Annotated in this window: 17 protein-coding genes and 1 tRNA gene; 3 read left to right on the top strand and 15 right to left on the bottom strand. The window is 63.7% G+C overall.

Annotated features, from left to right (window positions below):
• Positions 1-4 precede the first annotated feature (4 nt).
• The 8 genes from addA to SZ64_RS04155 all read right to left on the bottom strand — a co-directional run bounded on the left by addA (position 5) and on the right by SZ64_RS04155 (position 13,051).
• Positions 5-3,460: a double-strand break repair helicase AddA gene (gene addA / locus SZ64_RS04190; protein ID WP_054529664.1), complete on the bottom strand. Its 3,456-nt coding sequence runs from the start codon at positions 3,458-3,460 to the stop codon at positions 5-7.
• On the bottom strand, positions 3,460-6,480 hold the full coding sequence (gene addB / locus SZ64_RS04185; protein WP_054529663.1) for a double-strand break repair protein AddB: 3,021 nt from the start codon (positions 6,478-6,480) through the stop codon (positions 3,460-3,462). The genes addA and addB overlap by 1 nt, the downstream gene beginning before the upstream one ends.
• A complete protein-coding gene (locus SZ64_RS04180; RefSeq protein ID WP_241772978.1) occupies positions 6,473-7,189 on the bottom strand; it encodes a nucleotidyltransferase family protein in 717 nt (238 codons plus the stop codon). The genes addB and SZ64_RS04180 overlap by 8 nt, the downstream gene beginning before the upstream one ends.
• Positions 7,186-8,157 carry a phosphotransferase gene (locus SZ64_RS04175; protein ID WP_054529662.1) on the bottom strand — a complete coding sequence of 324 codons (972 nt, stop codon included), beginning with the start codon at positions 8,155-8,157 and terminating at the stop codon, positions 7,186-7,188. Before SZ64_RS04175 ends, SZ64_RS04180 begins: the two co-directional genes overlap by 4 nt.
• Complete coding sequence (gene tsaE, locus SZ64_RS04170) at positions 8,154-8,597, bottom strand: tRNA (adenosine(37)-N6)-threonylcarbamoyltransferase complex ATPase subunit type 1 TsaE (RefSeq protein WP_054529661.1); 444 nt, start codon at positions 8,595-8,597, stop codon at positions 8,154-8,156. Before tsaE ends, SZ64_RS04175 begins: the two co-directional genes overlap by 4 nt.
• A complete protein-coding gene (locus SZ64_RS04165) occupies positions 8,594-10,936 on the bottom strand; it encodes a PAS domain-containing sensor histidine kinase (protein ID WP_054529660.1) in 2,343 nt (780 codons plus the stop codon). Before SZ64_RS04165 ends, tsaE begins: the two co-directional genes overlap by 4 nt.
• A 108-nt stretch (positions 10,937-11,044) precedes the next feature.
• Positions 11,045-12,457, bottom strand: a complete 1,413-nt coding sequence (gene ahcY, locus SZ64_RS04160) for an adenosylhomocysteinase (protein WP_054529659.1) — start codon at positions 12,455-12,457, stop codon at positions 11,045-11,047.
• A 135-nt stretch (positions 12,458-12,592) separates the two neighbouring features.
• Positions 12,593-13,051, bottom strand: a complete 459-nt coding sequence (locus SZ64_RS04155) for an S-adenosyl-L-homocysteine hydrolase (protein WP_156313464.1) — start codon at positions 13,049-13,051, stop codon at positions 12,593-12,595.
• A gap of 184 nt (positions 13,052-13,235) precedes the next feature.
• On the opposite strand from SZ64_RS04155, the gene SZ64_RS04150 reads away from it, so the two are divergent.
• Positions 13,236-13,715: a peroxiredoxin gene (locus tag SZ64_RS04150; RefSeq protein WP_054529657.1), complete on the top strand. Its 480-nt coding sequence runs from the start codon at positions 13,236-13,238 to the stop codon at positions 13,713-13,715.
• Positions 13,716-13,799: 84 nt separating this feature from the next.
• Here the strand turns inward: SZ64_RS04150 and folE are convergent, their stop codons facing one another.
• The 4 genes from folE to SZ64_RS04130 all read right to left on the bottom strand — a co-directional run bounded on the left by folE (position 13,800) and on the right by SZ64_RS04130 (position 15,780).
• Positions 13,800-14,375 (bottom strand): GTP cyclohydrolase I FolE, encoded by a 576-nt coding sequence (gene folE, locus SZ64_RS04145; RefSeq protein WP_054529656.1) that lies wholly within the window; start codon positions 14,373-14,375, stop codon positions 13,800-13,802.
• 86 nt (positions 14,376-14,461) lie between these two features.
• Positions 14,462-14,953: a hemerythrin domain-containing protein gene (locus SZ64_RS04140; protein WP_054529655.1), complete on the bottom strand. Its 492-nt coding sequence runs from the start codon at positions 14,951-14,953 to the stop codon at positions 14,462-14,464.
• 213 nt (positions 14,954-15,166) lie between these two features.
• Positions 15,167-15,243: transfer RNA gene (locus SZ64_RS04135), tRNA-Arg, on the bottom strand.
• Positions 15,244-15,288: 45 nt separating this feature from the next.
• On the bottom strand, positions 15,289-15,780 hold the full coding sequence (locus SZ64_RS04130; RefSeq protein WP_082384428.1) for a (deoxy)nucleoside triphosphate pyrophosphohydrolase: 492 nt from the start codon (positions 15,778-15,780) through the stop codon (positions 15,289-15,291).
• A gap of 32 nt (positions 15,781-15,812) precedes the next feature.
• On the opposite strand from SZ64_RS04130, the gene SZ64_RS04125 reads away from it, so the two are divergent.
• Positions 15,813-16,007 (top strand): Flp family type IVb pilin, encoded by a 195-nt coding sequence (locus SZ64_RS04125; RefSeq protein WP_054529654.1) that lies wholly within the window; start codon positions 15,813-15,815, stop codon positions 16,005-16,007.
• 99 nt (positions 16,008-16,106) lie between these two features.
• On the top strand, positions 16,107-16,274 hold the full coding sequence (locus tag SZ64_RS18165; RefSeq protein ID WP_082384427.1) for a Flp family type IVb pilin: 168 nt from the start codon (positions 16,107-16,109) through the stop codon (positions 16,272-16,274).
• Positions 16,275-16,383: 109 nt separating this feature from the next.
• Here the strand turns inward: SZ64_RS18165 and SZ64_RS04120 are convergent, their stop codons facing one another.
• The 3 genes from SZ64_RS04120 to SZ64_RS04110 form a co-directional block, all read right to left on the bottom strand.
• On the bottom strand, positions 16,384-17,865 hold the full coding sequence (locus tag SZ64_RS04120) for a M48 family metalloprotease (RefSeq protein ID WP_054529653.1): 1,482 nt from the start codon (positions 17,863-17,865) through the stop codon (positions 16,384-16,386).
• 104 nt (positions 17,866-17,969) lie between these two features.
• Entirely contained in the window at positions 17,970-18,911 is a 942-nt protein-coding gene (locus SZ64_RS04115; protein WP_054529652.1) for an acetyl-CoA carboxylase carboxyltransferase subunit alpha, read from the bottom strand.
• A gap of 10 nt (positions 18,912-18,921) precedes the next feature.
• On the bottom strand, positions 18,922-19,815 hold the full coding sequence (locus SZ64_RS04110) for a tyrosine recombinase (RefSeq protein ID WP_277813748.1): 894 nt from the start codon (positions 19,813-19,815) through the stop codon (positions 18,922-18,924).
• Positions 19,816-19,819 lie beyond the last annotated feature (4 nt).

The following is a 19,819-nucleotide window of genomic DNA, read 5'->3' as shown; positions in this document are numbered from 1 at the left end:
AGGATTACTGCGCTGGGGACAAGTGGGCTTTGTGCTCGGCCAGCAGCTCGGCTGGCAAGGCAAAAAGCTGCGGTGTCTGCGTATAGAGCACCGCCGCGCCGACTTCCCGCCCCGGATAGATCACCTCCAGCGCCGCCACATAGGCCGACATCTGGCGGAGGGTCGTGAGCGGAATATCCTCAAGGCTGCGCGGCGGCCGGGCGGCAGTCTTGAAATCGACCACCATGACGCGGTTCGGAGTGATCAGCAGCCGGTCTGCCGTACCCGCAACGACCCGCCCCTCAACTGTCGCGGCCAACGGCACTTCGGCCAGTGCAGCAAGAGAGAATATCTCCGCCCAGTCCGGCGTATCCAGCACCTTCAGTGCGGCAACCGCCATTTCCTCGCGCAATTCCTCGCCAAGCTCCGCCGCCTGCCGGGCGAGCCAGCGCCGTGCGGCATCCGCACGCAAATCTGGAGCAAGTTCTGGCAGACGTTCGAGCAGCGCATGTATCAGCGTGCCACGTCGGGCCGCATCCTGCATCGCGCCAGGCGGCAAGGGAGGCATCGGGCCAAGGTCTTCGCCAGCAGAAGATGGCGCGAGCGGGCGTGGCGGGCGCGGTTCCGGGCCGACCGGGCGAATGGCCCAATCTGGCAATGCAACCACCGCCTCCGGTGCGATTACCGGCGCGCCACCCGCAACCGGTGGCGGCAGTGCCCCCAGTTCCCAGCGCTGACCCCATACCCGATCTTCGATCCCGTCTTCAGTGAAGAGGGGGCGAAGCTGGGCATACCAGCTATCGGGCGCAGGCTCTTCCTCACGGCTGCCCAAGCCGCCGCCAATGAACAGCGCCTCTTCCGCCCGCGTCATGGCGACATACAGCAGGCGCCAATGTTCCTCGCGTTCGGCGGCGGCGGCTGCCGCTTCAGCTTCGGCGATGCGCCCGGCCTTTTCCTCGCCGGAGAGGCCCGGCAGGGGCAACACGCGCCCATCCCCGCCCGGCAGTTCTTCGGTCAGTTCCAGCCCGCGCGGCGGCGAAGTATCCGGATTGCCCGCCGCATCCGCCAGAATGACTATCGGCGCCTGCAAACCCTTGGAGCCATGGACGGTCATCACCCGCACCAGCCCCTCGCTCGCACCCGCCTCGCGTTTCAACTCGCCCTCGCCCGCGTCGAACCACTGGATGAAGCCCTGCAGGCTGGGCGTCAGCGCGCTGGCATAGGCGAGCGCGGCATTGAGCAATTCGTCAATCGGATCGTTCGCCTCGCGCCCAAGCCGGGCGACCAGCCTGCTCCGCCCCTGCCACGACCCCACGAGAATCCAGTGCAGCAGCGCCTGTGGCGGCTCGTAATCCGCGCGGGCCAGCAATTCGCCCAGCTGGACGAGCGTGGCGCGCACGAACGGTTCCGACGAAGCACGCAGATGCGCCCAGAGCCGCACTCTGCCATCCTCGCGCCAGCCATGGTCGAGCAGGTCTTGCTGGCTCCATCCGACCAGCGGAGAGACCAGCAGATTGGCAAGATTGAGATCGTCGAGCGGCTGAGCGGCGAAGCGCAGCGCCGCCATCAAATCCTTCACTGCCAGCGGCGCGCCCAGCCTCAGCCGGTCCACCCCCGCCACTGGCACGCCTGCCGCATAGAGACGCGCGACAATCAGCCCAGCCAGTTCCCGCCGCTTGCGCACCAGCACCATGATGTCGCCCGGCCCGGCATTGCGGTGGCGCCCCTTGGCCAGCGGGAAGCCGTGATCGAGCCAGGCATTCACCTGCCGCGCGATCTTGCCTGCCATGCGGCGTTCGGCGCTGGAAACCCAGCTTTGCTCGCCTTCCTCTTCCCCGGCATCGTCTGCGGTGGACATGACCGGCTGCCACATTGCGACAAGGCCGGGCCGGTCGTCCCCGATATGTCGCTCAGGCTCGTCCCTAAGGCCGAAGCGGGTGTGACCAATGGCGCCAATCGCCTCGTCCACAAAGGACAGCACCTTCTGAGATGTGCGGAAGCTCTGGCCCAAGCCGAGATCGAGCAATTCGCGTGCAGACGTAGCCCCGCGCACTTCCTGCGCATTGGCGACTGCGCCTGCCAGCGCCGCCCGCACCCGCTCCCGCGCCTTGGCGAAATTCTCCGGGCTGGTGCCCTGAAAACGGAAAATCGCTTGCTTGTAGTCGCCCACCACGAACAGGGTGCGCATCTTGTCATCGTGCTGGCCCAGCCCCGCGAAGAAATCACCCGTCAGCGCGTTGATGATGTTCCACTGCGCTTCATTCGTGTCCTGCGCCTCGTCCACCAATATGTGGTCGAAACGCCGGTCGAGCTTGTAGCGAATCCATTCCGACAGCTCAGACCGGCCGAGCAGATCGGATGCCCGGCGGATCTGATCGTCGAAGTCGATCAGGCCTTCGCGGTTCTTCGCCTCGTCCCACGCGAGCGCGAAAGTCCGGCCGAGCGCAAGGGCCGGATGCAGCCATGCGGCAAGCGCCAGCATTGCCTTGAACTGGGCGACCTCCGCAATCCGCTCCGCCACACGGGCGGCATAGTCGGAATAGGCCGGCTCGATCCCAAGCATCTGCTTGAGGCTGCGCGGATCGCCCTTCTGGGTGAACAAGGCGCTCTGCAAATCGCCAAGCCGCTCGGCTCGCTCAGCCGGGCTGGCAGCCAGCCATGCGCCGATTGCGGCGGCGGTTTCCTGCCCGGTCTTGGCGCTCCACCCCGCCTGCGCTGTCATGCACATACGCAGGGATTGCGTGTCGAACCGGGCATCGGTGCACAGAGCAGCCAGATCGGCCTCGCTCGCATCGGCAGGCAGGCCGAGCAGCAGGTTCAGCCTGTCACGAAACGGCGGGGCCCAGGCGCCGGGGCCGAACCAAGCCTCGCGCGCTTCGGCACAGGTCATCAACCACGCCTCGACCGCATCGGGGCCTTTCCTGAGCGACAGGTCCTCCAACGCCTTCAGCGTCGCATTGTCGCCCCGTCCCTCTGCATCCAGCAGCATCTGTGCCAGCACTTCGCGCGCCAGCAGGCTGCGCTCGCGATCTTCCATCGCGCGGGTTCCGGGCGTCAGTCCCGCTTCTTCGGGAAAGGCAGAGAGCAACCATTGTGCGAAAGCGTGGATCGTATCGATCCGCAAACCCCCGCCCGGACAATCAAGTACGCTGGCAAACAGTGTGCGGGCACGGGCTATCGTATCGCTGCCGAAATCCGCGCCGATAGCCTTGAGGTCCTCGGCCAGTTCCACTTCGCCCATGCGGACCCAGCCCGCGAGCACCTCATTGACCCGCACGGCCATTTCCGCCGCACCTGCCTTGGTGAAGGTAAGGCACAGAATTTCGGACGGTTGGACATCGGGTTGCAGCAGCAGGCGCAACACACGGGCCGAAAGCACCTGCGTCTTGCCCGTCCCCGCCGAGGCAGAGAGCCAGACGGTCCTTTCCGGATCGACGGCATGGGCCTGATTGCCCTTGAGCGGATAGACCTTGCCGCTCATCAGGCGCCCTCTCCGCTGTCGTCTTCCAGCCCCATCCACTCGTCCAGGCGCATCAGTTGATCATATTCGCCATAATTGGGCAGGTCGGGATTGAGCCGCGCGGTGAAAGGCTCGTCTCCCAAAATCCAGCGATCCAGCGCGTCGTGAAGGTAATCCTGCGTCCGCTCCAGAAACTCCTCGCGCAACAGGCCCGTCGTGCGGCGGCCTTCCTTTATCGGCTCCTGCCGATAGCCGAAGCCGGTCTCGCTCTTGGGGTTCTTGCCGAATGACCAATATTCGAAGTGGGTCGGTTCCCCCTCGATCACGGCACCATCCTTGTTCTTGATGCGGCCGGCAGCAGCCATCAGGCCCAAGGTGCCGAGCTGCAGCGCGAAGCCTTCCTCTACCATCTTGCCCGATGGGGGCGAACCGGTCTTGTAGTCGACAATGGCCAGAGTGCCGTCGGGGAAGCGGTCGATCCGGTCTGCCCGGCCCTTCAGCGTCACCCCCCGCACCTGCATTTCGCCCCATGCCTCAATGGCCGCAACTTCGCGTTCAGGCATCCGCCCGACTTCCGCTTCGATCCATTCCAGCGCGGCCATCAGTCGCGGGCGCCAGAGAGTGCGCATCAGCGGATGGGCGTTGATCTGTTCCAGCACACGCTCTGCAATGGGGGCAAGCTCGCCCTTCTCTTCATGCCATGCCTCTAGAATCTTGTGTGCTGCATCGCCGCGCCAGGCAGGCGTGGGTTCGGCATCCAGTGCGTCGATCCGGCGCAGCTTGAGGATGGCATTGGCGTAAAACTGATAGGGATCGCCCCGCAGCCGGTCGAGCGCGGTGACGCTGATCGGCACTACGCGTTGAGCCTCGGAAGGCATCGGCAATGGCCGTTCATAGGCGGGGGCACGCGGCGCGGCGTCCAGCGCTCGGGCAAGCTCCACTGCCTGCGTTTCGCGATGATCGGCCAGCAACCGCTCGCCCAGCAGTGCCTCCACCCGCAGCAGGAAGCGCGACGGGATCGCCGGGCCGGAACTGTCCCGCTCCGCCCGACTCAGCACCACTTCGGGCGCGCCGAGCATGCCGGCAAGGTCATGCGCGGAAAGGCCGATGCGGAAATCAGCGGCGGGCACACCCAGAGCGCGCAGGATTGCCGGGGCGAGCAGGGCATCCTGTGCCGGTATCTGCGGCCAGCTTCCCTCATTCAGCCCGGCGCAGATCACCAGTTCGGCGCGAGTCATGCGCGCTTCGAGCAGGCCGTAGATCGCCACGCGCGAATGGCCGCCCCATGGCGGGCGTACCGCCACGGCGTCCATCCTTTCGCGCAGGACCGCGTGCAGATCCTGCGGCGCCAGCACGGTGCCGACATCGCGGGCATGGAAGCGCAGTTCCTCCACCAGAGCGGCCAGCGAGCGGCCATCCTCGCGCGCCCACAGGCCTTCTCCGCACAGGGCCTCACCAGCAGTCGCCAAAGCGTCGAGCTGTTCCGCCAGCGGCGCATCTTCGCGCGCACCAAGCTCCAGCAAGGGCGCAAGCGCTGCCTCGATCCCTTCCCACCATGCCAGCGCACCGGGGTCTCTCTCGGCCTGCCGGGTGACGATCCGGCGCGGAATGGCAAGCCCCGGTTCGGGGCGCGGCCCTCGCAATTCGCGTTCCAGCGCGCGGGCGCGGTCCAACCATGCCGGGCGCCCTTCCCCTGCCCCCGCCAGCGGATGGCCGAGCAGCGCCATCAGCGGCACCGGCGCGGCGTGATCGCCCATGATTTCCGCCAGCAGCAGCAACACACGGCCCGCCGCCGTCTGCGACAGGGCACGGCCTGCCGTATCGTCTGCCGCAATGTTCCAGCGCTGCAAATGGGCCGCAACCCGCCCCGCCAGGCTGCGATCCGGCGTAACGACGGCCACGCGCTTTTCCGGCTCTTCCAATGCCTGCCGCACCAGAAGGGCAATGGCCTGCGCTTCCTCTTCCGGATTGGCGGTCTGCATGATCCGCACCCCGGTCAGGCGGCGCGCTTCGGCTGGAAGGCTCGCCCAGCTTTTGCTTGCCTCGGGCGGCAGGAACACGCTTGAAATGGCGTGAGTGCGCTCGGGCGGGCCCTTGCCCGTGCCCGCGCGGTGCCACTGCTGCACCTCGCCGCGCGCCACGCCCATACGGTTGAGCAGCAGCTTGAGGTGATATTGCGGGTGAGACACTGCATCCCCGCGCGCAAAAACCGGCCCGCCCACTTCCTGCGGCGCGCCTGCACATCCGAGTTCGCCCCAAACGGCATCGTCCATCGACAGATCGAGATCGGGCAGGATCACCGCCCCCTGCGGCAGGCCGGCAATCACTTTCAGCAGCCGCGCAAGTGCCGGTGCCGCGCTAGTCACGCCTGCCGCGACAATTGGCCTGGCGGGCGGCTTTTCCCGCCACCGGCGCGCCACGGCCCGGAACAGCATGTTGCGCCGCGCCGCCGCATCCACTTCCCCACGCACGCCCAGTTCCGCCAGCCAATATTGCTGCACGGTTGCGAACAGGCGCGTGTTGCGGGTCCAGTGATGGGACAGATCGGCGAGGACGTTCAGAACCGCGTCGCTCCACAATTGCTCCGGCGCGACTTCCTCTACCAACAAGCGGTCTATCGCCTGCGCCATCTGGGTCGCGAGGCGCAGAGTGGCGGCACCCTTGCCCACTGCATCTCCGCCATGCTCCCGCGCCAGTTCGGCCAGACGCAGCCAGCGGCGCGTGGGATCGGCGGCGGGAGGGATGTCCCCGCCTTCCCCGATGGGATCGAACAATGCGCCCAGCGCCTCGTCCAGATCGAGATCGCCAACCACAACCATGCGCGGCATGAGCAGGCCGGTCTGGCCTTCCTGCGCGCCATAGTGGCGGATGAATGCCTCGGTCACCGTGCGGATCGCGCGGCGGCTGGGCAGCAGCAGCGTCAACCGGGCAAGGCCGAAGTCTCCTTCGGAATATCTCGGCACAAGGCCTGCCACCAGCGCATCGGCAAACCCGCGATGGGCAGCAATGGAATAGACGCTTGGTCCGGGCCGATCAGCCACGTTTCAGCGCGGATTCGGTTGGCGCGATGGCCCCCGGTTCCCCCACTTCAAACCACTGCCCGGCAAAGCAGAGACCATAGAGCCGCTCTTCCTCGATGGCCCGGTTCCACAGGATATTGGTCGAAAACGGTCCTTCTGGCGCGTCTCGCAACAGCCTGTGCGAGACCAACTGGATGCCGCTATAGATGAAGGGCGCGATACGGCCCGAACGGCGGCGACTGATCCGCCCGAGCGGGTCCATCTGGAAGTCGCCTTTGCCGCGATAATTGAAGGCCCCTGTATGCGGGACCAGCAGCAACAGGGCATCCATCCGGTCCGGGTCCCAGCTTTCCGACAATTCGCGGAAGGCATCGTATGGCCCGTCGAGCCAGATATTGTCGGCATTCACCGAAAAGAACGGGTCGGGCAGCAGTGCCTGCGCCTTCACCATCCCGCCTCCGGTTTCGAGCAGCAAGCCGCGCTCGTCAGACACGGTGACCTTGGGCAACGCGCGTTCCTGCAGATGGGCTTCCAGCGCATCGGCAAGGTAGTGGACGTTGACCACCGCCTTCGTGACGCCAGAGGCGCCCAAACGGTCCAGCACATGATCGATCAGCGCCTTGCCCGCCACCCGCACCATCGGCTTGGGCTGAGTCGCGGTAAGCGGGCGCATACGCTTGCCGAGCCCGGCCGCGAGCACCATCGCCGTGTCGGTTGCGAGTGTGGTCAACCCAACCCTCCCCCGCGCCTTTCCCGTATTTCCGGCGGGATATTGGCATCGAACCACCGCGCGACAGGTTCCAGCGCCGGATGAGCGAGATCACGCTCAAGCGCCTCCCATACACGCGGGATGAAGGCCAGATAGCGCGGCTTGCCGTCCCGCTTCCAGAGGCGCGCGAAGATACCCACGATCTTGGCGTTCCGCTGCGCACCGAGACGGGCATAGTCGGCCAGAAATTCCGGCCCGGCATCCACCTGCGCCAGATAATGATCGAGCATCGCCTGCTCCAGCTGCGGCGACACGTCGCGCCTGGCATCCTGCAGCAGCGAGACAATGTCATAGGCCGGATGGCCCACCAGCGCGTCCTGAAAATCGATCAGGCCCTGCTCCCCTTGCGGCAGCAGCATGATGTTTTCCGCGTGATAATCGCGCAGCACCGTAACGCCGGGCGTCTGCCGCGCGAACACCGGCGCCATGACTTCATCCCACGCCGCGGCATAGGATTGCGCGTCAACTTCCACCCCGGCAGCGGGGCAGTACCATTCGGGAAACAGGCCGACCTCGCGCTGATAGACCGCCATGTCATAGGGATCGAAAGGCCCCGGCGGCGAGCGATGCAGCTTCACCAGCGCGTCAATTGCGCCGCGATAGGTTTCCAGTTCCGCCGAAGGATTGAGATCGAGCCAGTCCCGCATACGATCCGCGCCGAAATCTTCCAGCAGCACGAGGCCGCGCGTTCGATCTTCGGCATAGATTGCCGGTGCCCGATGGCCATGGCCGGTCAACCAATGGGCAACATCCAGAAACGGCCCCGGATCTTCATTGGGCGGTGGAGCATCCATCAGCATCGCGGCCTTGTCGCCATTGCGAATGCGGAAATAGCGGCGAAAACTCGCATCCCCCGGCAGGGGTTCGATGGACGCACCCTGCCAGCCTGCGCTGGCGAGGAATTCTTCAATACCGACAGGCAGGCTCATGGAACTCGCCCTACCCAATCTGCCCCGGATTCGACAACGGCCTTGCGCCCTTCACCCGCAATTTCCAGCGCGATGGAAAGGCAACCCGGCTCGTGACCGAAGCCGCCCGCATGATCGGGCCATTCGGCGATCATTGCAGCGCCCTCTCGATAATCCTCCAGCCCCAGTTCCTCCGCCTCTTCCGGCCGGGACAGACGGTAGAAATCGGCATGAACCAAGGGCAGACGAACCGAAGGCGGATCATAGGTTTCGATGATCGTAAAGCTGGGCGAAGGCACTTCGCCCTCATGCCCCAATGCCGCAATGATCGCGCGGGCGAGAGTAGTTTTGCCTGCCCCCAGCCCGCCCGTGAGCGCAACGACATCCCCCGCGCGCAAATGTCCGGCAATCCGCGCGCCGAATGCCTCCATCGCGGCAAGATCGGGCAGGTCCACGATCACGGCAGGCTGATCGTCACAGTGGTTCCCGCGCCCTTTTCGGACAGCAGGGAAAGCTTCCCGCCATGTGCCTCGATCAATTGCCGGGCAAGCGGCAGGCCAAGGCCTTGGCGACGCTCAACGGTTTTCCCGTCATGGGCGATCTTGTACCCTTCAAGCGCCCGCGCGGCTTCTGCCTGCGTCATGCCTGCGCCATTGTCGGATACGACGATCCGAACGCCGTTCTTGCCGCGCGAGAGATCGACCAGGATTTTCCCGCCCTCGGGCGTAGCGGCGATGGCATTGTCAACGATATGCCCGACCGCGCGGCCGAGCCGGCGTTTGTCCGCCTTGACCCGACCCGCCGAACGGTCACCACGCAATTCGAGCGACAGGCCCCTGCCGGTGATCGCCCCCTCCCGGTCGCGCACCACGCCGGTGAGGAAGGGAAACACGTCCAGATCCACGAGATCGAGCGGCAGCATACCGGCCTCGCTCTGCGACAGGTCCAGCACGTTCTCGATCTGCTCTCCCAGTCGCGCAACCGATTCGAGGATGGCTGAGACATATTCCTTGCCCTGATCCGACAAGTCACCCGCAACGCCGCTCTGCAACAATTCGGCAAAGCCACCGATGGAGGTGAGCGGAGTGCGGAATTCATAGGACATATTGGCCAGGAACCGCGTCTTCACTGCGTCCGCTTCTTCCAGCGCTGCGTTACGTTCCAGCAGGGCAGCTTCCGCTTTCTGCGAATCCGTGATGTCCAGCACGGTCAGCAGGCCGTTGCCGTCTGGCAGAGGAACACCAGCGAATTCCAGTGTGCGCCCATCGGCCAGTGAGACGCGGCCGCCCTTCTGCTTGCGATCCAGCGTGGCCGCACGGACGACGTCGCCAATCGCGTCGGCCTGCCCCGGCCTTGCAAGACGATTGCGCAATTGCCCGAGCAATGCCTCCACATGAGGATGGGCATCGAGGAATTCGCCTTCCAGCCCCCAAACCGCCAGAAAGCGTCGATTCCACAATTGCAGCCGCCCGTCTGGCGCAAACACGGCCAGCGATTCGAACAGCGAATCGAAAGTGGCCGTCCGGGTGCGAAGCAAGGTATCGCGCGTTGCGGACAAGGCGAGCTGCTCCGTCCGGTCTTCTGCGACCAGCACCATGCCGCCATCGGGCATGGGCTGCGCAACCATGCGCAGATGAGTGCCGTCCGGCAGAGGCCAGGCATCTTCCTTCGGCGCACCCGCAGCGAACCATGATCCCAGCTCGCGCCGCCACGCCGGGAAGTCCCGAGTTTCGGGAACGCGATGAGCGTCTCGAGCAATGTCGAGGAAGCGGTCGAAATCGGGCGGGTCGATCGCAATCGATCCGGGCAGCTTGAACAGGCGCTGGAAGGGCTGGTTCGCAAAAGTAAGGAGCCGCTTGCCATCGAACTGCGCCACGCCCACGCTTAGCTGATCGAGCATGGAAACCTGTGCCTCCCTGAACGCCTTGAAGGCGCGGCTCAGTTCTTCCATGTCTTCAATGTCGACGGCGTAACCGGCAACGCCTTCCTCGCCCAAGGGCAGATCGCTGACCCTCAACGCCCGGCGCTGGCCATTGACCGTGGCGGAGACGATCCGCTCAATCGGCATGTCCTTCGCATGGGCTTGGCCGGCGACCTGCGCCGCTGTCAGCCCGTCGACCGATTCGATCAGTTCTACCTGGCCATCCACCACCGCATCGGCATTCGCAGCCCCGACGGCATCTACATACGCCGAATTGACCAATTGCAGCTTCATGTCCGGCCCACGGAACCACATCGGCATGGGCGCAGCCTCGATCAGGCCCACCAGCGCGGCGAAATCGTCCCGCGCGCGGGAGACTTCGGCACGGAGGCGCGAAAGCTCGCTCTGGCTGTCGGAAAAGTCGAAGAACCAGACCAAGGCCGCGCCGCCGGGAGACACAGCCGGGTCGGCCAGATGGCCCTGCACTGCCAAGCTGCGCGTCGTGCCTCGCGGAGTGACCACCATGTGGAACGGCGCCGCCGTCTTCTGGGCACGGCGGACATTCGCATCGAGCTGCGCCAACTGGTCGGTCGCCAAGCCGTGCAGCCGCGCATCCAGTTCGGAGAGATAGCCGGGCACCTTGTCCAGCCCCAGCCAGGATGCGAGCCGCTCCGGCGCCTCGATCCGCCCATCCGCGCGCACGAGCATGGGCACGGCAGGCGATTCGTCGACCATCCGGGCGAGCCGCTTGGAGGCCCGCCGCGCGCCTTCCGCACCGCGTGCAGCCGCATTGGCGCGCAGCACCAGCAACGCGGCGCCAAGCGTCCACACAGCCAGCAGCAGGCCGAGCAGGGCCAATGCGGTCGGGCTCAATTCCATGGGGACTTCGCTATGCCCGGCAGGCCGCGATTACAATGGTATCGCAGGCAAACGCCCTGTGGATAGCGATCTGGGGAGCGGCGGGTTACCCCGCCGCTCCGAACAGGATCAGTAACGGTAATGCTCGGGCTTGAACGGCCCTTCCTTCGGCACGCCGATATAGTCGGCCTGCTTGGGGGTAAGCGTGGTGAGCTTCACGCCCAGCTTTTCGAGGTGCAGCGCCGCCACCTTCTCGTCCAGATGCTTGGGCAGCACATAGACCTGATTGGCGTAATCATCGCCCTTGGTGAACAGTTCGATCTGCGCCAGCACCTGATTGGTGAAGCTGGAGGACATCACGAAGCTGGGATGGCCGGTGGCGCAACCCAGATTCACCAGTCGGCCCTTGGCCAGCACGATGATCTGCTTGCCGTCCGGGAAAGTTACCAGATCGGTGCCCGGCTTGATCTCGGTCCACTCGTAATTATCGAGTGCCGAAATCTGGATCTCACTGTCGAAGTGGCCGATATTGCAGACGATCGCCATCGGCTTCATCGCCTTCATATGCTCGGCAGTGATCACATCTTCATTGCCGGTAGCAGTGACGAAGATGTCGCAGCGCTTCACTGCGTCTTCCATCGTCACCACTTCATAGCCTTCCATCGCGGCCTGCAGGGCGCAGATGGGGTCGATTTCGGTGACCATCACGCGAGCGCCGCCTTGACGCAGCGAGGCGGCCGAGCCCTTGCCCACATCGCCGAAGCCGGCGACGCAGGCGACCTTGCCTGCCAGCATCACGTCAGTGGCGCGGCGAATGGCGTCGACCAGCGATTCCTTGCAGCCATAGAGGTTGTCGAACTTCGACTTGGTCACGCTGTCGTTCACATTGATCGCCGGGAAAGGCAGTTTGCCGTTCTTGGCGATGTGATAGAGGCGGTGGACGCCAGTGGTGGTTTCTTCCGAAACGCCGCGAATAGCCTTCACGGTTTCGGTGAGATAGCCGGGGCGCGCCTTGAGGAAGGCCTTCAGCGCGCGCTGGAATTCGATTTCCTCCGCATTGGCCGGTTCGGGCAGCTCATCACCAGCCTCGACGCGTGCGCCCCACAGGGCGAACATGGTGGCATCGCCGCCGTCATCGAGGATCATATTGGCGGTGGTGTCTTCACCCCAGTCGAAGATGCTGCCGACGTAATCCCAATATTCGGCAAGGCTTTCACCCTTGATCGCGAAGACGGGAATGCCTGCTGCGGCAATTGCAGCGGCAGCGTGATCCTGCGTCGAGAAGATATTGCAGGTGGCCCAGCGCACATCGGCACCAAGCGCGACCAGCGTTTCGATCAGCACCGCGGTCTGGATCGTCATATGGAGCGAACCGGTGATCCGCGCGCCCTTGAGCGGCTGCGATGCGCCATATTCCTCGCGCAGGGCCATCAGGCCGGGCATTTCGGTCTCGGCGATGGCGATTTCGGCCCGCCCATAATCGGCAAGCGAAATATCCTTCACGACGTAATCGCCGGTAATCTCCGCAACATTGGTCGCCACTGCACGTTCTCCCGGGTCTTGAACACAAGGCTGGGCGCCGCGAAGAAAAAGAGGGCGGCATCCCTTAGGAAGCCGCCCTTAGACGCTGCAGGGACCGGAGGTAAAGTCCGGCCTCGGGGAATATCGATGAAGCGGTCAGTATCCCGCCACCAGCGATGAGCGTCCGCTGTCGCCCAGGAGTTCTTCGGCAGCGGAAAGCAGCGCCCCCGGCGCGTGGTTTCCGGCAAGGCCTTGCGTGGCTTCCTTCAGTTCATGACAACCAAGCCAAGGGTGCCCCTGCCCATAGGCATTGGCCATGCTGACGCTCATCCTGTCGAGTTCGCGTTTGGCGCCCGCTGCCCCATAGCGAGCCTCCAGACTACGCTTGAGCGTGCCGGCCGAAGCATTGAGTTCATTGAGATGTTCGGACGAGAAGCGATTGTAATCGTCCTGAAAGCCATCGGCCGTGTTCCGGCAACGCAAAGCGCTGACCATCAGCATGATGTCCAGCCGCCGCACTTTTTCCGCATCGTCGCCCGGCGCGGCCTGCGCCTTTACCGGAGCGACGAGTGCCGCGACGGACAAAGCCGCCGCTACCCATCCGTTCTGTTTCATTGCCCTGTCTCCACTCGCGGAAATATCCGCTGTGGCGAAAGGTCGCCCACCGCGTTTACCCGATCTTCAACATGCGTCGTGAAGCGAAATTAACCATCGGCGAAGAAAGTCCCGGTTGCGCGCCCCGTCCCTTGCGGCCTATCCCCGCGCCCAGGACGGAAAAGGCTCTGGAAAGGGATTCAAGATGACGATTTCAGTGGGTGACAAGCTGCCTGACGTTAAGCTGGTGAAGGTGACTGCGAACGGTCCCGAAGCTGTGCAGTCGGGCGAATATTTCGCTGGCAAGAAGGTCGCGCTGTTCTCGGTGCCGGGTGCCTTCACCCCCACCTGCTCGGCCAAGCACCTTCCGGGCTATGTCGAAAAGGCAGAAGAACTGAAGGCCAAGGGTATCGACGAGATCGCCTGCACTGCCGTGAACGACGCATTCGTGATGGGCGCATGGGGCAAGGCTTCAGGTTCCGACGCCGTGACCATGCTGGCCGATGGCAATGGCGACTTCGTGAAGGCTCTCGGCCTTACCATGGACGGCAGCGGCTTCGGCATGGGCACGCGTGGCCAGCGCTTCTCTGTGCTGGTGAATGACGGCGTGGTCGAAAAGCTGAATGTCGAAGCACCGGGCGACTTCAACGTCTCCAGCGCGGAATACCTCCTCGGCCAGCTCTGAGCAGCCGCCACAGGCCGACAAAGAAAAAGCCCGCCTTCACAGGCGGGCTTTTTTCGTTGGGGCAAAGCTATGCCCGTGGGGGGATCAATAGCCCATCAGCTTGAGCACTTCCTCACGGCTGCGCTGATCCTTCCGGAACACCCCGGTCACGCGGCTGGTCACCATGCCCACACCGGGCGTGCGCACACCGCGTGCGGTCATGCAGGAATGGCTCGCCTCGATCACCACGGCAACGCCGCGCGGCTTGAGGTGGCGTTCGATGCAATCCGCCACTTCGGCAGTCAGGCGTTCCTGAACCTGCAGGCGCCTGGCATAACCGTGCAACACACGGGCCAGCTTGGAAATGCCTACGACATGGTCCGTCGGCAGATAGGCGATCGCTGCCTTGCCGATGATCGGCGCCATATGGTGTTCGCAGTGCGACTGGAAGGGAATGTCCTTCAGCAGCACGATCTCGTCATAGCCGCCCACTTCCTCGAACACGCGGGAAAGGTGGATGCCGGGATCGTCACTATAGCCTTCGCAATACTCTCTCCAGGCGCGTGCTACGCGCTGGGGCGTGTCTACCAGGCCCTCGCGGGTTGGATCGTCGCCCGCCCAGCGGATCAACGTGCGGATGGCTTCCTGCACCTCTTCGGGTACGGGGGGTTTGGTGCTCATGCTTCAACGTCCTGCCAAGCGCGCCATGAAGAGGCAGCGCCATGGCAAGTCCGTTAGAAGTCTTGAGCCGATTAGCCAAGTGCCCCCTATTCCTTTGCATCCTCCTTGCGTTCGGGAGTCACCTCGGCCTGAGCCTTTTCGGCGGACTTCCGACGCTCGAACACTTCTTCCATATGCACCTCGTCATCACGGGTGAGGTGCTCGGCAAAGTCGGGGAAATGCTCTTCCTCCTCCTCGTCGATATGATGGAGGTAATCGTGCTTGAGCTGGCGGAACTTCACCAGCCACGCGCCGCTGGCCATATCGGTGGCGGCAATGTCGTTCAGCGCTTCCTCGATCTCGTGATGCTCTGCAACCGAATGGCGGGTTTCGTCGGTGGTCTCGGGCTTGCGCATCATGGTTGAATAGAGCGCCTGCTCTTCCGCTGACGCATGGCCCTTCAGTTCAAGCGTCAGGCGCTCGAACAGCTCGGCACGCTCTGCGCTCTCGCCATGCGTCTGCTCAATGCGGTCCAGAAGGTCGCGATGAAGATCGTGATCCTGCTTGAGGCGGTCGAAGATGTCGATGTCGGTAGCCATCATTTTCCTCTCTGTGCTGTTGCAGTGCAGGAAAAACCGATCGCGGCGGGGCGGCGTTCCGTCTCGCGCGGGGAAGCGTGCCATGGCTGCGGGGAATCGCGTCACGCGCGATTCTGAAAAGAGATCGCCCGTTCGAATTCCAGGCGTTCCGGATGGCTGGCTGGTGCCCGATAAACAAAAGGCCACCCCTTGCTGGGATGGCCTTTTGTTTATTGGCGCGCCCGGAACGATTCGAACGTCCGACCCTCAGATTCGTAGTCTGATGCTCTATCCAGCTGAGCTACGGGCGCGCTTGGAGGGCGCCCAATAGGGGGATGATTCATACTTGGCAATCCCTATCCGACACCTTTTTTCAGTTCGATCAAACCATCGAGCAAAACCACGTCCAAAGGCGGCTTGTTCAGCGCCTTTGCCTCATCCAGCGTGAACCAGCCCCAGCCCCCGCCTTCATAGGCATGCGGTTCCCCCGTCCAACGGGATGCAGTGTAAAGAAGAATGACAATTGCTGGATTCGCACCTTCAGGAATGGATTCGGCGAAACCGGCAGGCGCCATCCCGGCCGGGTCCAGGATGAGTCCAAGTTCCTCCTCAATCTCGCGAATCAAGGCCAATGCCGGGGTTTCCCCGGCCTCTACCTTGCCTCCGGGGAACTCCCACAGCCCCCCATGGTGTTTACCCTCCGGGCGTTTATGCATCAGCACGCAGCCGTCCTTCCCCACCCCCTCTCCGGCAATCGCGGCAGCCACAACCAATATCCATGTCGGATTTTTTTGCAGAAGTGAGTTCACTGGAAACCTTTCGTTAGGACTGTTCTGCGAAACCAGCATGGTCAGTCCGAATTGGACGGGGGTAACCTGAAATGAACAGAGCCATTCTGATCAAGGAAATCCTGGCTGATGCCAGGGGGGCTACTGCCATCGAATACGGACTGATCGTGTCATTGATTGTCATTGCGATTGTCGGCGCCTTGCAAGGCGTAGGTGCTGGCAGTGGGGGGCTGTGGGGCCAGATGAGCCAGACCGCAACCAACGCGATGGGGGGCTCTTCAAACTAGGGATTAGCTCTTTTTCAACCTTTGATACGTAATCACAAACTGCCCGAACCAGTCATGTGGGGTTGGCCCGGGTCCGAAGACTGAACCAGGAGACTAGCCATGAAGTTCATCAACAAGCTGCTGCGCGACGAAGCTGGCGCCACCGCCATCGAATACGGCCTGATCGCTGCTCTGATCGCCGTTGCTGCCGTTACCGCCATGGGTTCGCTGGGCAACCAGCTGAGCACCACCTTCGGCACCGTCGAAACGAAGATGAAGGGCGAGTAATCGCATTTCACAATTTTCCGGAAAGGGCGGCAGGGAAACCTGCCGCCCTTTTCATTTGTCTTGCGCGGACGTTGCCAAACTACCGCAGCCTGGCAAGGAATGGCGGAAATCAGCTGCCTTTCACCACGATTTTCAGCTTCTGACCGGCCTTGATCGTATCTCCCGAGGCAAGCCCGTTCAGCACGCGGAAGCGCGCTTCTTTCGCGTCACTATAGGCCATCCGGTTCGCCAGAGAGGCAATCGTGTCGCCATTCCTTACGGTCACCACTTCCACCTTGCGCGGAGTGACGGAGGCCGCCTCGCTCGCGCTGATCCGCCGCATCGAAGCGAACATCGGATCAAACACAGCCGCCTGCCCGGCAGGGGCAATGGCCGCGAAGTGGAATGCCTGATTGCCTGAAAATTCATAGGCATAGACAACCACATCCACCTGACTTTCACCGCTTTGCACCCGTGCCGTGCCAACCATGGCAGGCAGGCCGTTCACCGTAGTCTTCCGCAGGTTTTGCGGCGCAAGGGTCTGCTGCGTTCCGCCCAGTTTCTGGAAGACCTGACGTACATAGGTCTCCAGATTCCCACTATAGGAACCGCCCGCCATCTGCGCGCGCCCGCTATTGCCGTTGATCGAGACCGCCGCCGCACCGTTGACCATGTAATAGCCCTGCGGAGCAGAGAAGCTCAGCCGCAGGTCGGGATGGATGAACTGGCTGCCCTCGATCACCCCCTGATGGGGATCGTCACCATAAACGATGCCGCCGATGCGAGTGAGGAACGTATCCCGATTCGTAGCCCCACCATTAGCCGCACCAGCCAGTTGCTGGGCGTTCTGGACGCGAGAGGCCGGATCGGGGTGAGTCGATGCCCATTCGGGCATACGTGCATCCCTGCCCTGCAATTGCGCATCCAACGAATTCTGCGCCGCCAGACTGGCCAGCAGGGTGGACATGGCGCGTTTATCGTAGCCGGCAGTGCCAAGATATTGCACGCCCAGCCCATCGGCCTCCAGTTCCTGTCCGCGCGAATATTTGAGCGTGGCGAGTTCCGGCACGGTGCTGGAAATCTGCTGCCCCAGCTTGCCCAGCGACGAATCGCCCAACAGCACGCCGGAAAGAATCTGCCCGATCGCGCCAAGAAGCGCATTCTGTTGCGCCGTCTGCTGGCGCTTGGCCGAATGGCGAGCCGCCACATGGCCCACTTCGTGGCCGAGAACCGCCGCCAGTTCCGCTTCGTTGTTCATCAGCGCCACGAGCTGGCGCGTGACGTAAACATAGCCGCCGGGAATCGCGAAAGCGTTGTTCACCGAGGAATTGAGCAGCGTCACCTTGAAGGAGCCCGGCGAATTGCCAAGGCCTGACTGGTAAGCGATGTTCTGGCCAATCCCGCCGATATAATCGGCCTGTGCGCCGCTCATCGCCCCGCCGAATTCAGAAACGATCTGCGGATGCGCCTCTGCGCCCTGCTGGGCCTCCGTCTGGGTGATCGGGCTGCCGGTAGAGGCAATCGGCCCGCCGGCCATGCAGCCCGTCAGGGCAAGACTGGCCACCCCGGCCAGCGCTGTGGATCGGGCGCGGAATTTCGCGAATGCAGACATGAAATGCTCCTCCGTGCGGCTCGAATGGCCGCTCCAACACGGAAGGCATTGTGCTTTGCCCGGCGCCGCCATGCAAGCATGCGCCCGGGCAAGCGTGCGGCAAATCAGCCGATCTTGAGGAAGCGATCCTCGCGCATCTTGCGCAGGGCTGCCGGGCTCTTCTTGATCAGAACGTCCAGTTCCTGCGCGATTGCCGCCCCAAGGGCGAGGGCAGCTTCACGCTGATCGCGGTGGGCGCCGCCCACCGGTTCTTCCACGATCCGGTCGATCACGCCCAGTTCCAGCAAGTCCTGTGCGGTCATCTTCATCGCTTCGGCTGCCTGCGGGGCCTTTTCGGCCGTACGCCACAGGATGGAAGCGCAGCCTTCGGGCGAAATCACCGAATAGACGGCATGTTCCAGCATCAGCACGCGTTCGGCACTGGCCAAAGCAACCGCCCCGCCGGAACCGCCCTCGCCCACGATGGCCGCAACCATCGGCGTCTGCAGCGCAAGGCAGGCCTCGGTCGAACGGGCGATGGCTTCCGCCTGGCCGCGTTCTTCCGCCTCGATTCCCGGGAAAGCACCGGACGTATCCACCAGTGTCACCACGGGCAGGCCGAAGCGGCTGGCCATTTCCATCAGGCGCACCGCCTTGCGATAGCCTTCGGGCTTGCCCATGCCGAAATTGTGCCGGATGCGGCTTTGCGTATCATGGCCCTTCTCGTGGCCGATCAGCATGACCTTGCGGCCATCCAGAGTGGCGAAGCCGCCGATAATCGCTTCGTCCTCACCGAAATAACGATCCCCGCCCAATGGCACGAAATCGTCGAAGATCTGTTCGACGTAGTCCTTGAAATGCGGCCGCATCGGGTGGCGGGCCACCTGCGTCTTCTGCCAAGGCGTAAGCGCGGCATAAGTGCTGGCCAGCAGCTCCGCACTCTTGGCTTCAAGCCGCTTGATCTCGGCCGAAATATCGACCTCGTCACCTTCGGAAGCGGCGCGCAGCTCCGCAATGCGGGCTTCGAGCGCGGCGACCGGCTTTTCGAATTCGAGATAGGAAATCATGCGCCCTGCGCTAGTCGCCCTGACGCTTTCGGGCAAGAGGGGCGCGGGCGAGAGGATGGCGTTCATTCACCAGTGCGACCAGTCTTGCGGCATCCACATGGGTGTAAATCTGGGTCGTGGCGATGTCTGCATGGCCCAGCAGGGTCTGCAAAACGCGCAGATCCGCGCCGCCTTCAAGCAGATGGGTGGCAAAGGCATGGCGCAGCACATGCGGGCTGATCTTCTCCGGCGCCAGCCCTGCCCGCACCGCCAGTTCCTTGAGCATCTGATACAGCCTGATGCGGCTGAGATGCTTGGCCCGCGACGGGAACAGGTAACGCCCTTCCCCCTGCCTCACCTCAAGCCAGCGGGACAGTGCCTGTCGTGCCCGGTTGGAAACCGGCACCATACGCGAAACGCCTCCTTTGCCGGTGACGGTCAGGAATGGCGCATCGCGCGGAACGGCGGAAAGCGGCAGGGAAACAAGCTCCGTCGCGCGCAGACCGGAGCCATAAAGCAGTTCCAGCAGCGTCAGCAGGCGGACAGCCTCCATTCGGCCGCTCTCCGCCTCTTCTTCCGCGCAGGAGAACAGGCGATCCACCTCTTCATGGCTCAGAATTTTCGGCAGCGGCCTGCGGGCGGGCGGGCGCGGCAGGGCCGGCGATGGATCGTCCGACCTCAGCCTTTCATCCTGCAGGAAGCCATAGAACTGCCGCAGGGCGGAGCTTTTCCGGGCCACTGTTGCGGGCGCGAGCAAGGCCCAACGGGCACCGAGCGATGCCAGAGCATCCCTGTCGGCCACCACAAGATCCCCCAGCAATTCTTCCGCGCCCTCAAGATCACGGCGATAGGCCGCCAGCGTATTGGCCGCCGCGCCACGCTCTGCCGCGAGCATGGCCAGGAAGGATTCTATCTCCCCGGCGATGGCA

The sequence above is a fragment of the Erythrobacter sp. SG61-1L genome (genome assembly GCF_001305965.1).
Lineage (GTDB): Bacteria > Pseudomonadota > Alphaproteobacteria > Sphingomonadales > Sphingomonadaceae > Andeanibacterium.
Note: the sequence above shows the minus strand (reverse complement) of the source record. Positions and strands in the feature narration are given on the sequence as shown.

Bases quoted from the DNA above. Each gene is read 5' to 3' on its own strand.
- addA (WP_054529664.1), bottom strand. From the start codon at position 3,460: ATGAGCGGCAAGGTCTATCCGCTCAAGGGCAATCAGGCCCATGCCGTC.
- SZ64_RS04175 (WP_054529662.1), bottom strand. From the start codon at position 8,157: ATGAGCCTGCCTGTCGGTATTGAAGAATTCCTCGCCAGCGCAGGCTGG.
- SZ64_RS04165 (WP_054529660.1), bottom strand. From the start codon at position 10,936: ATGGAATTGAGCCCGACCGCATTGGCCCTGCTCGGCCTGCTGCTGGCT.
- SZ64_RS04155 (WP_156313464.1), bottom strand. From the start codon at position 13,051: ATGAAACAGAACGGATGGGTAGCGGCGGCTTTGTCCGTCGCGGCACTC.
- SZ64_RS04150 (WP_054529657.1), top strand. From the start codon at position 13,236: ATGACGATTTCAGTGGGTGACAAGCTGCCTGACGTTAAGCTGGTGAAG.
- folE (WP_054529656.1), bottom strand. From the start codon at position 14,375: ATGAGCACCAAACCCCCCGTACCCGAAGAGGTGCAGGAAGCCATCCGC.
- SZ64_RS04140 (WP_054529655.1), bottom strand. From the start codon at position 14,953: ATGGCTACCGACATCGACATCTTCGACCGCCTCAAGCAGGATCACGAT.
- SZ64_RS04130 (WP_082384428.1), bottom strand. From the start codon at position 15,780: ATGCTGGTTTCGCAGAACAGTCCTAACGAAAGGTTTCCAGTGAACTCA.
- SZ64_RS04125 (WP_054529654.1), top strand. From the start codon at position 15,813: ATGAACAGAGCCATTCTGATCAAGGAAATCCTGGCTGATGCCAGGGGG.
- SZ64_RS18165 (WP_082384427.1), top strand. From the start codon at position 16,107: ATGAAGTTCATCAACAAGCTGCTGCGCGACGAAGCTGGCGCCACCGCC.
- SZ64_RS04120 (WP_054529653.1), bottom strand. From the start codon at position 17,865: ATGTCTGCATTCGCGAAATTCCGCGCCCGATCCACAGCGCTGGCCGGG.
- SZ64_RS04115 (WP_054529652.1), bottom strand. From the start codon at position 18,911: ATGATTTCCTATCTCGAATTCGAAAAGCCGGTCGCCGCGCTCGAAGCC.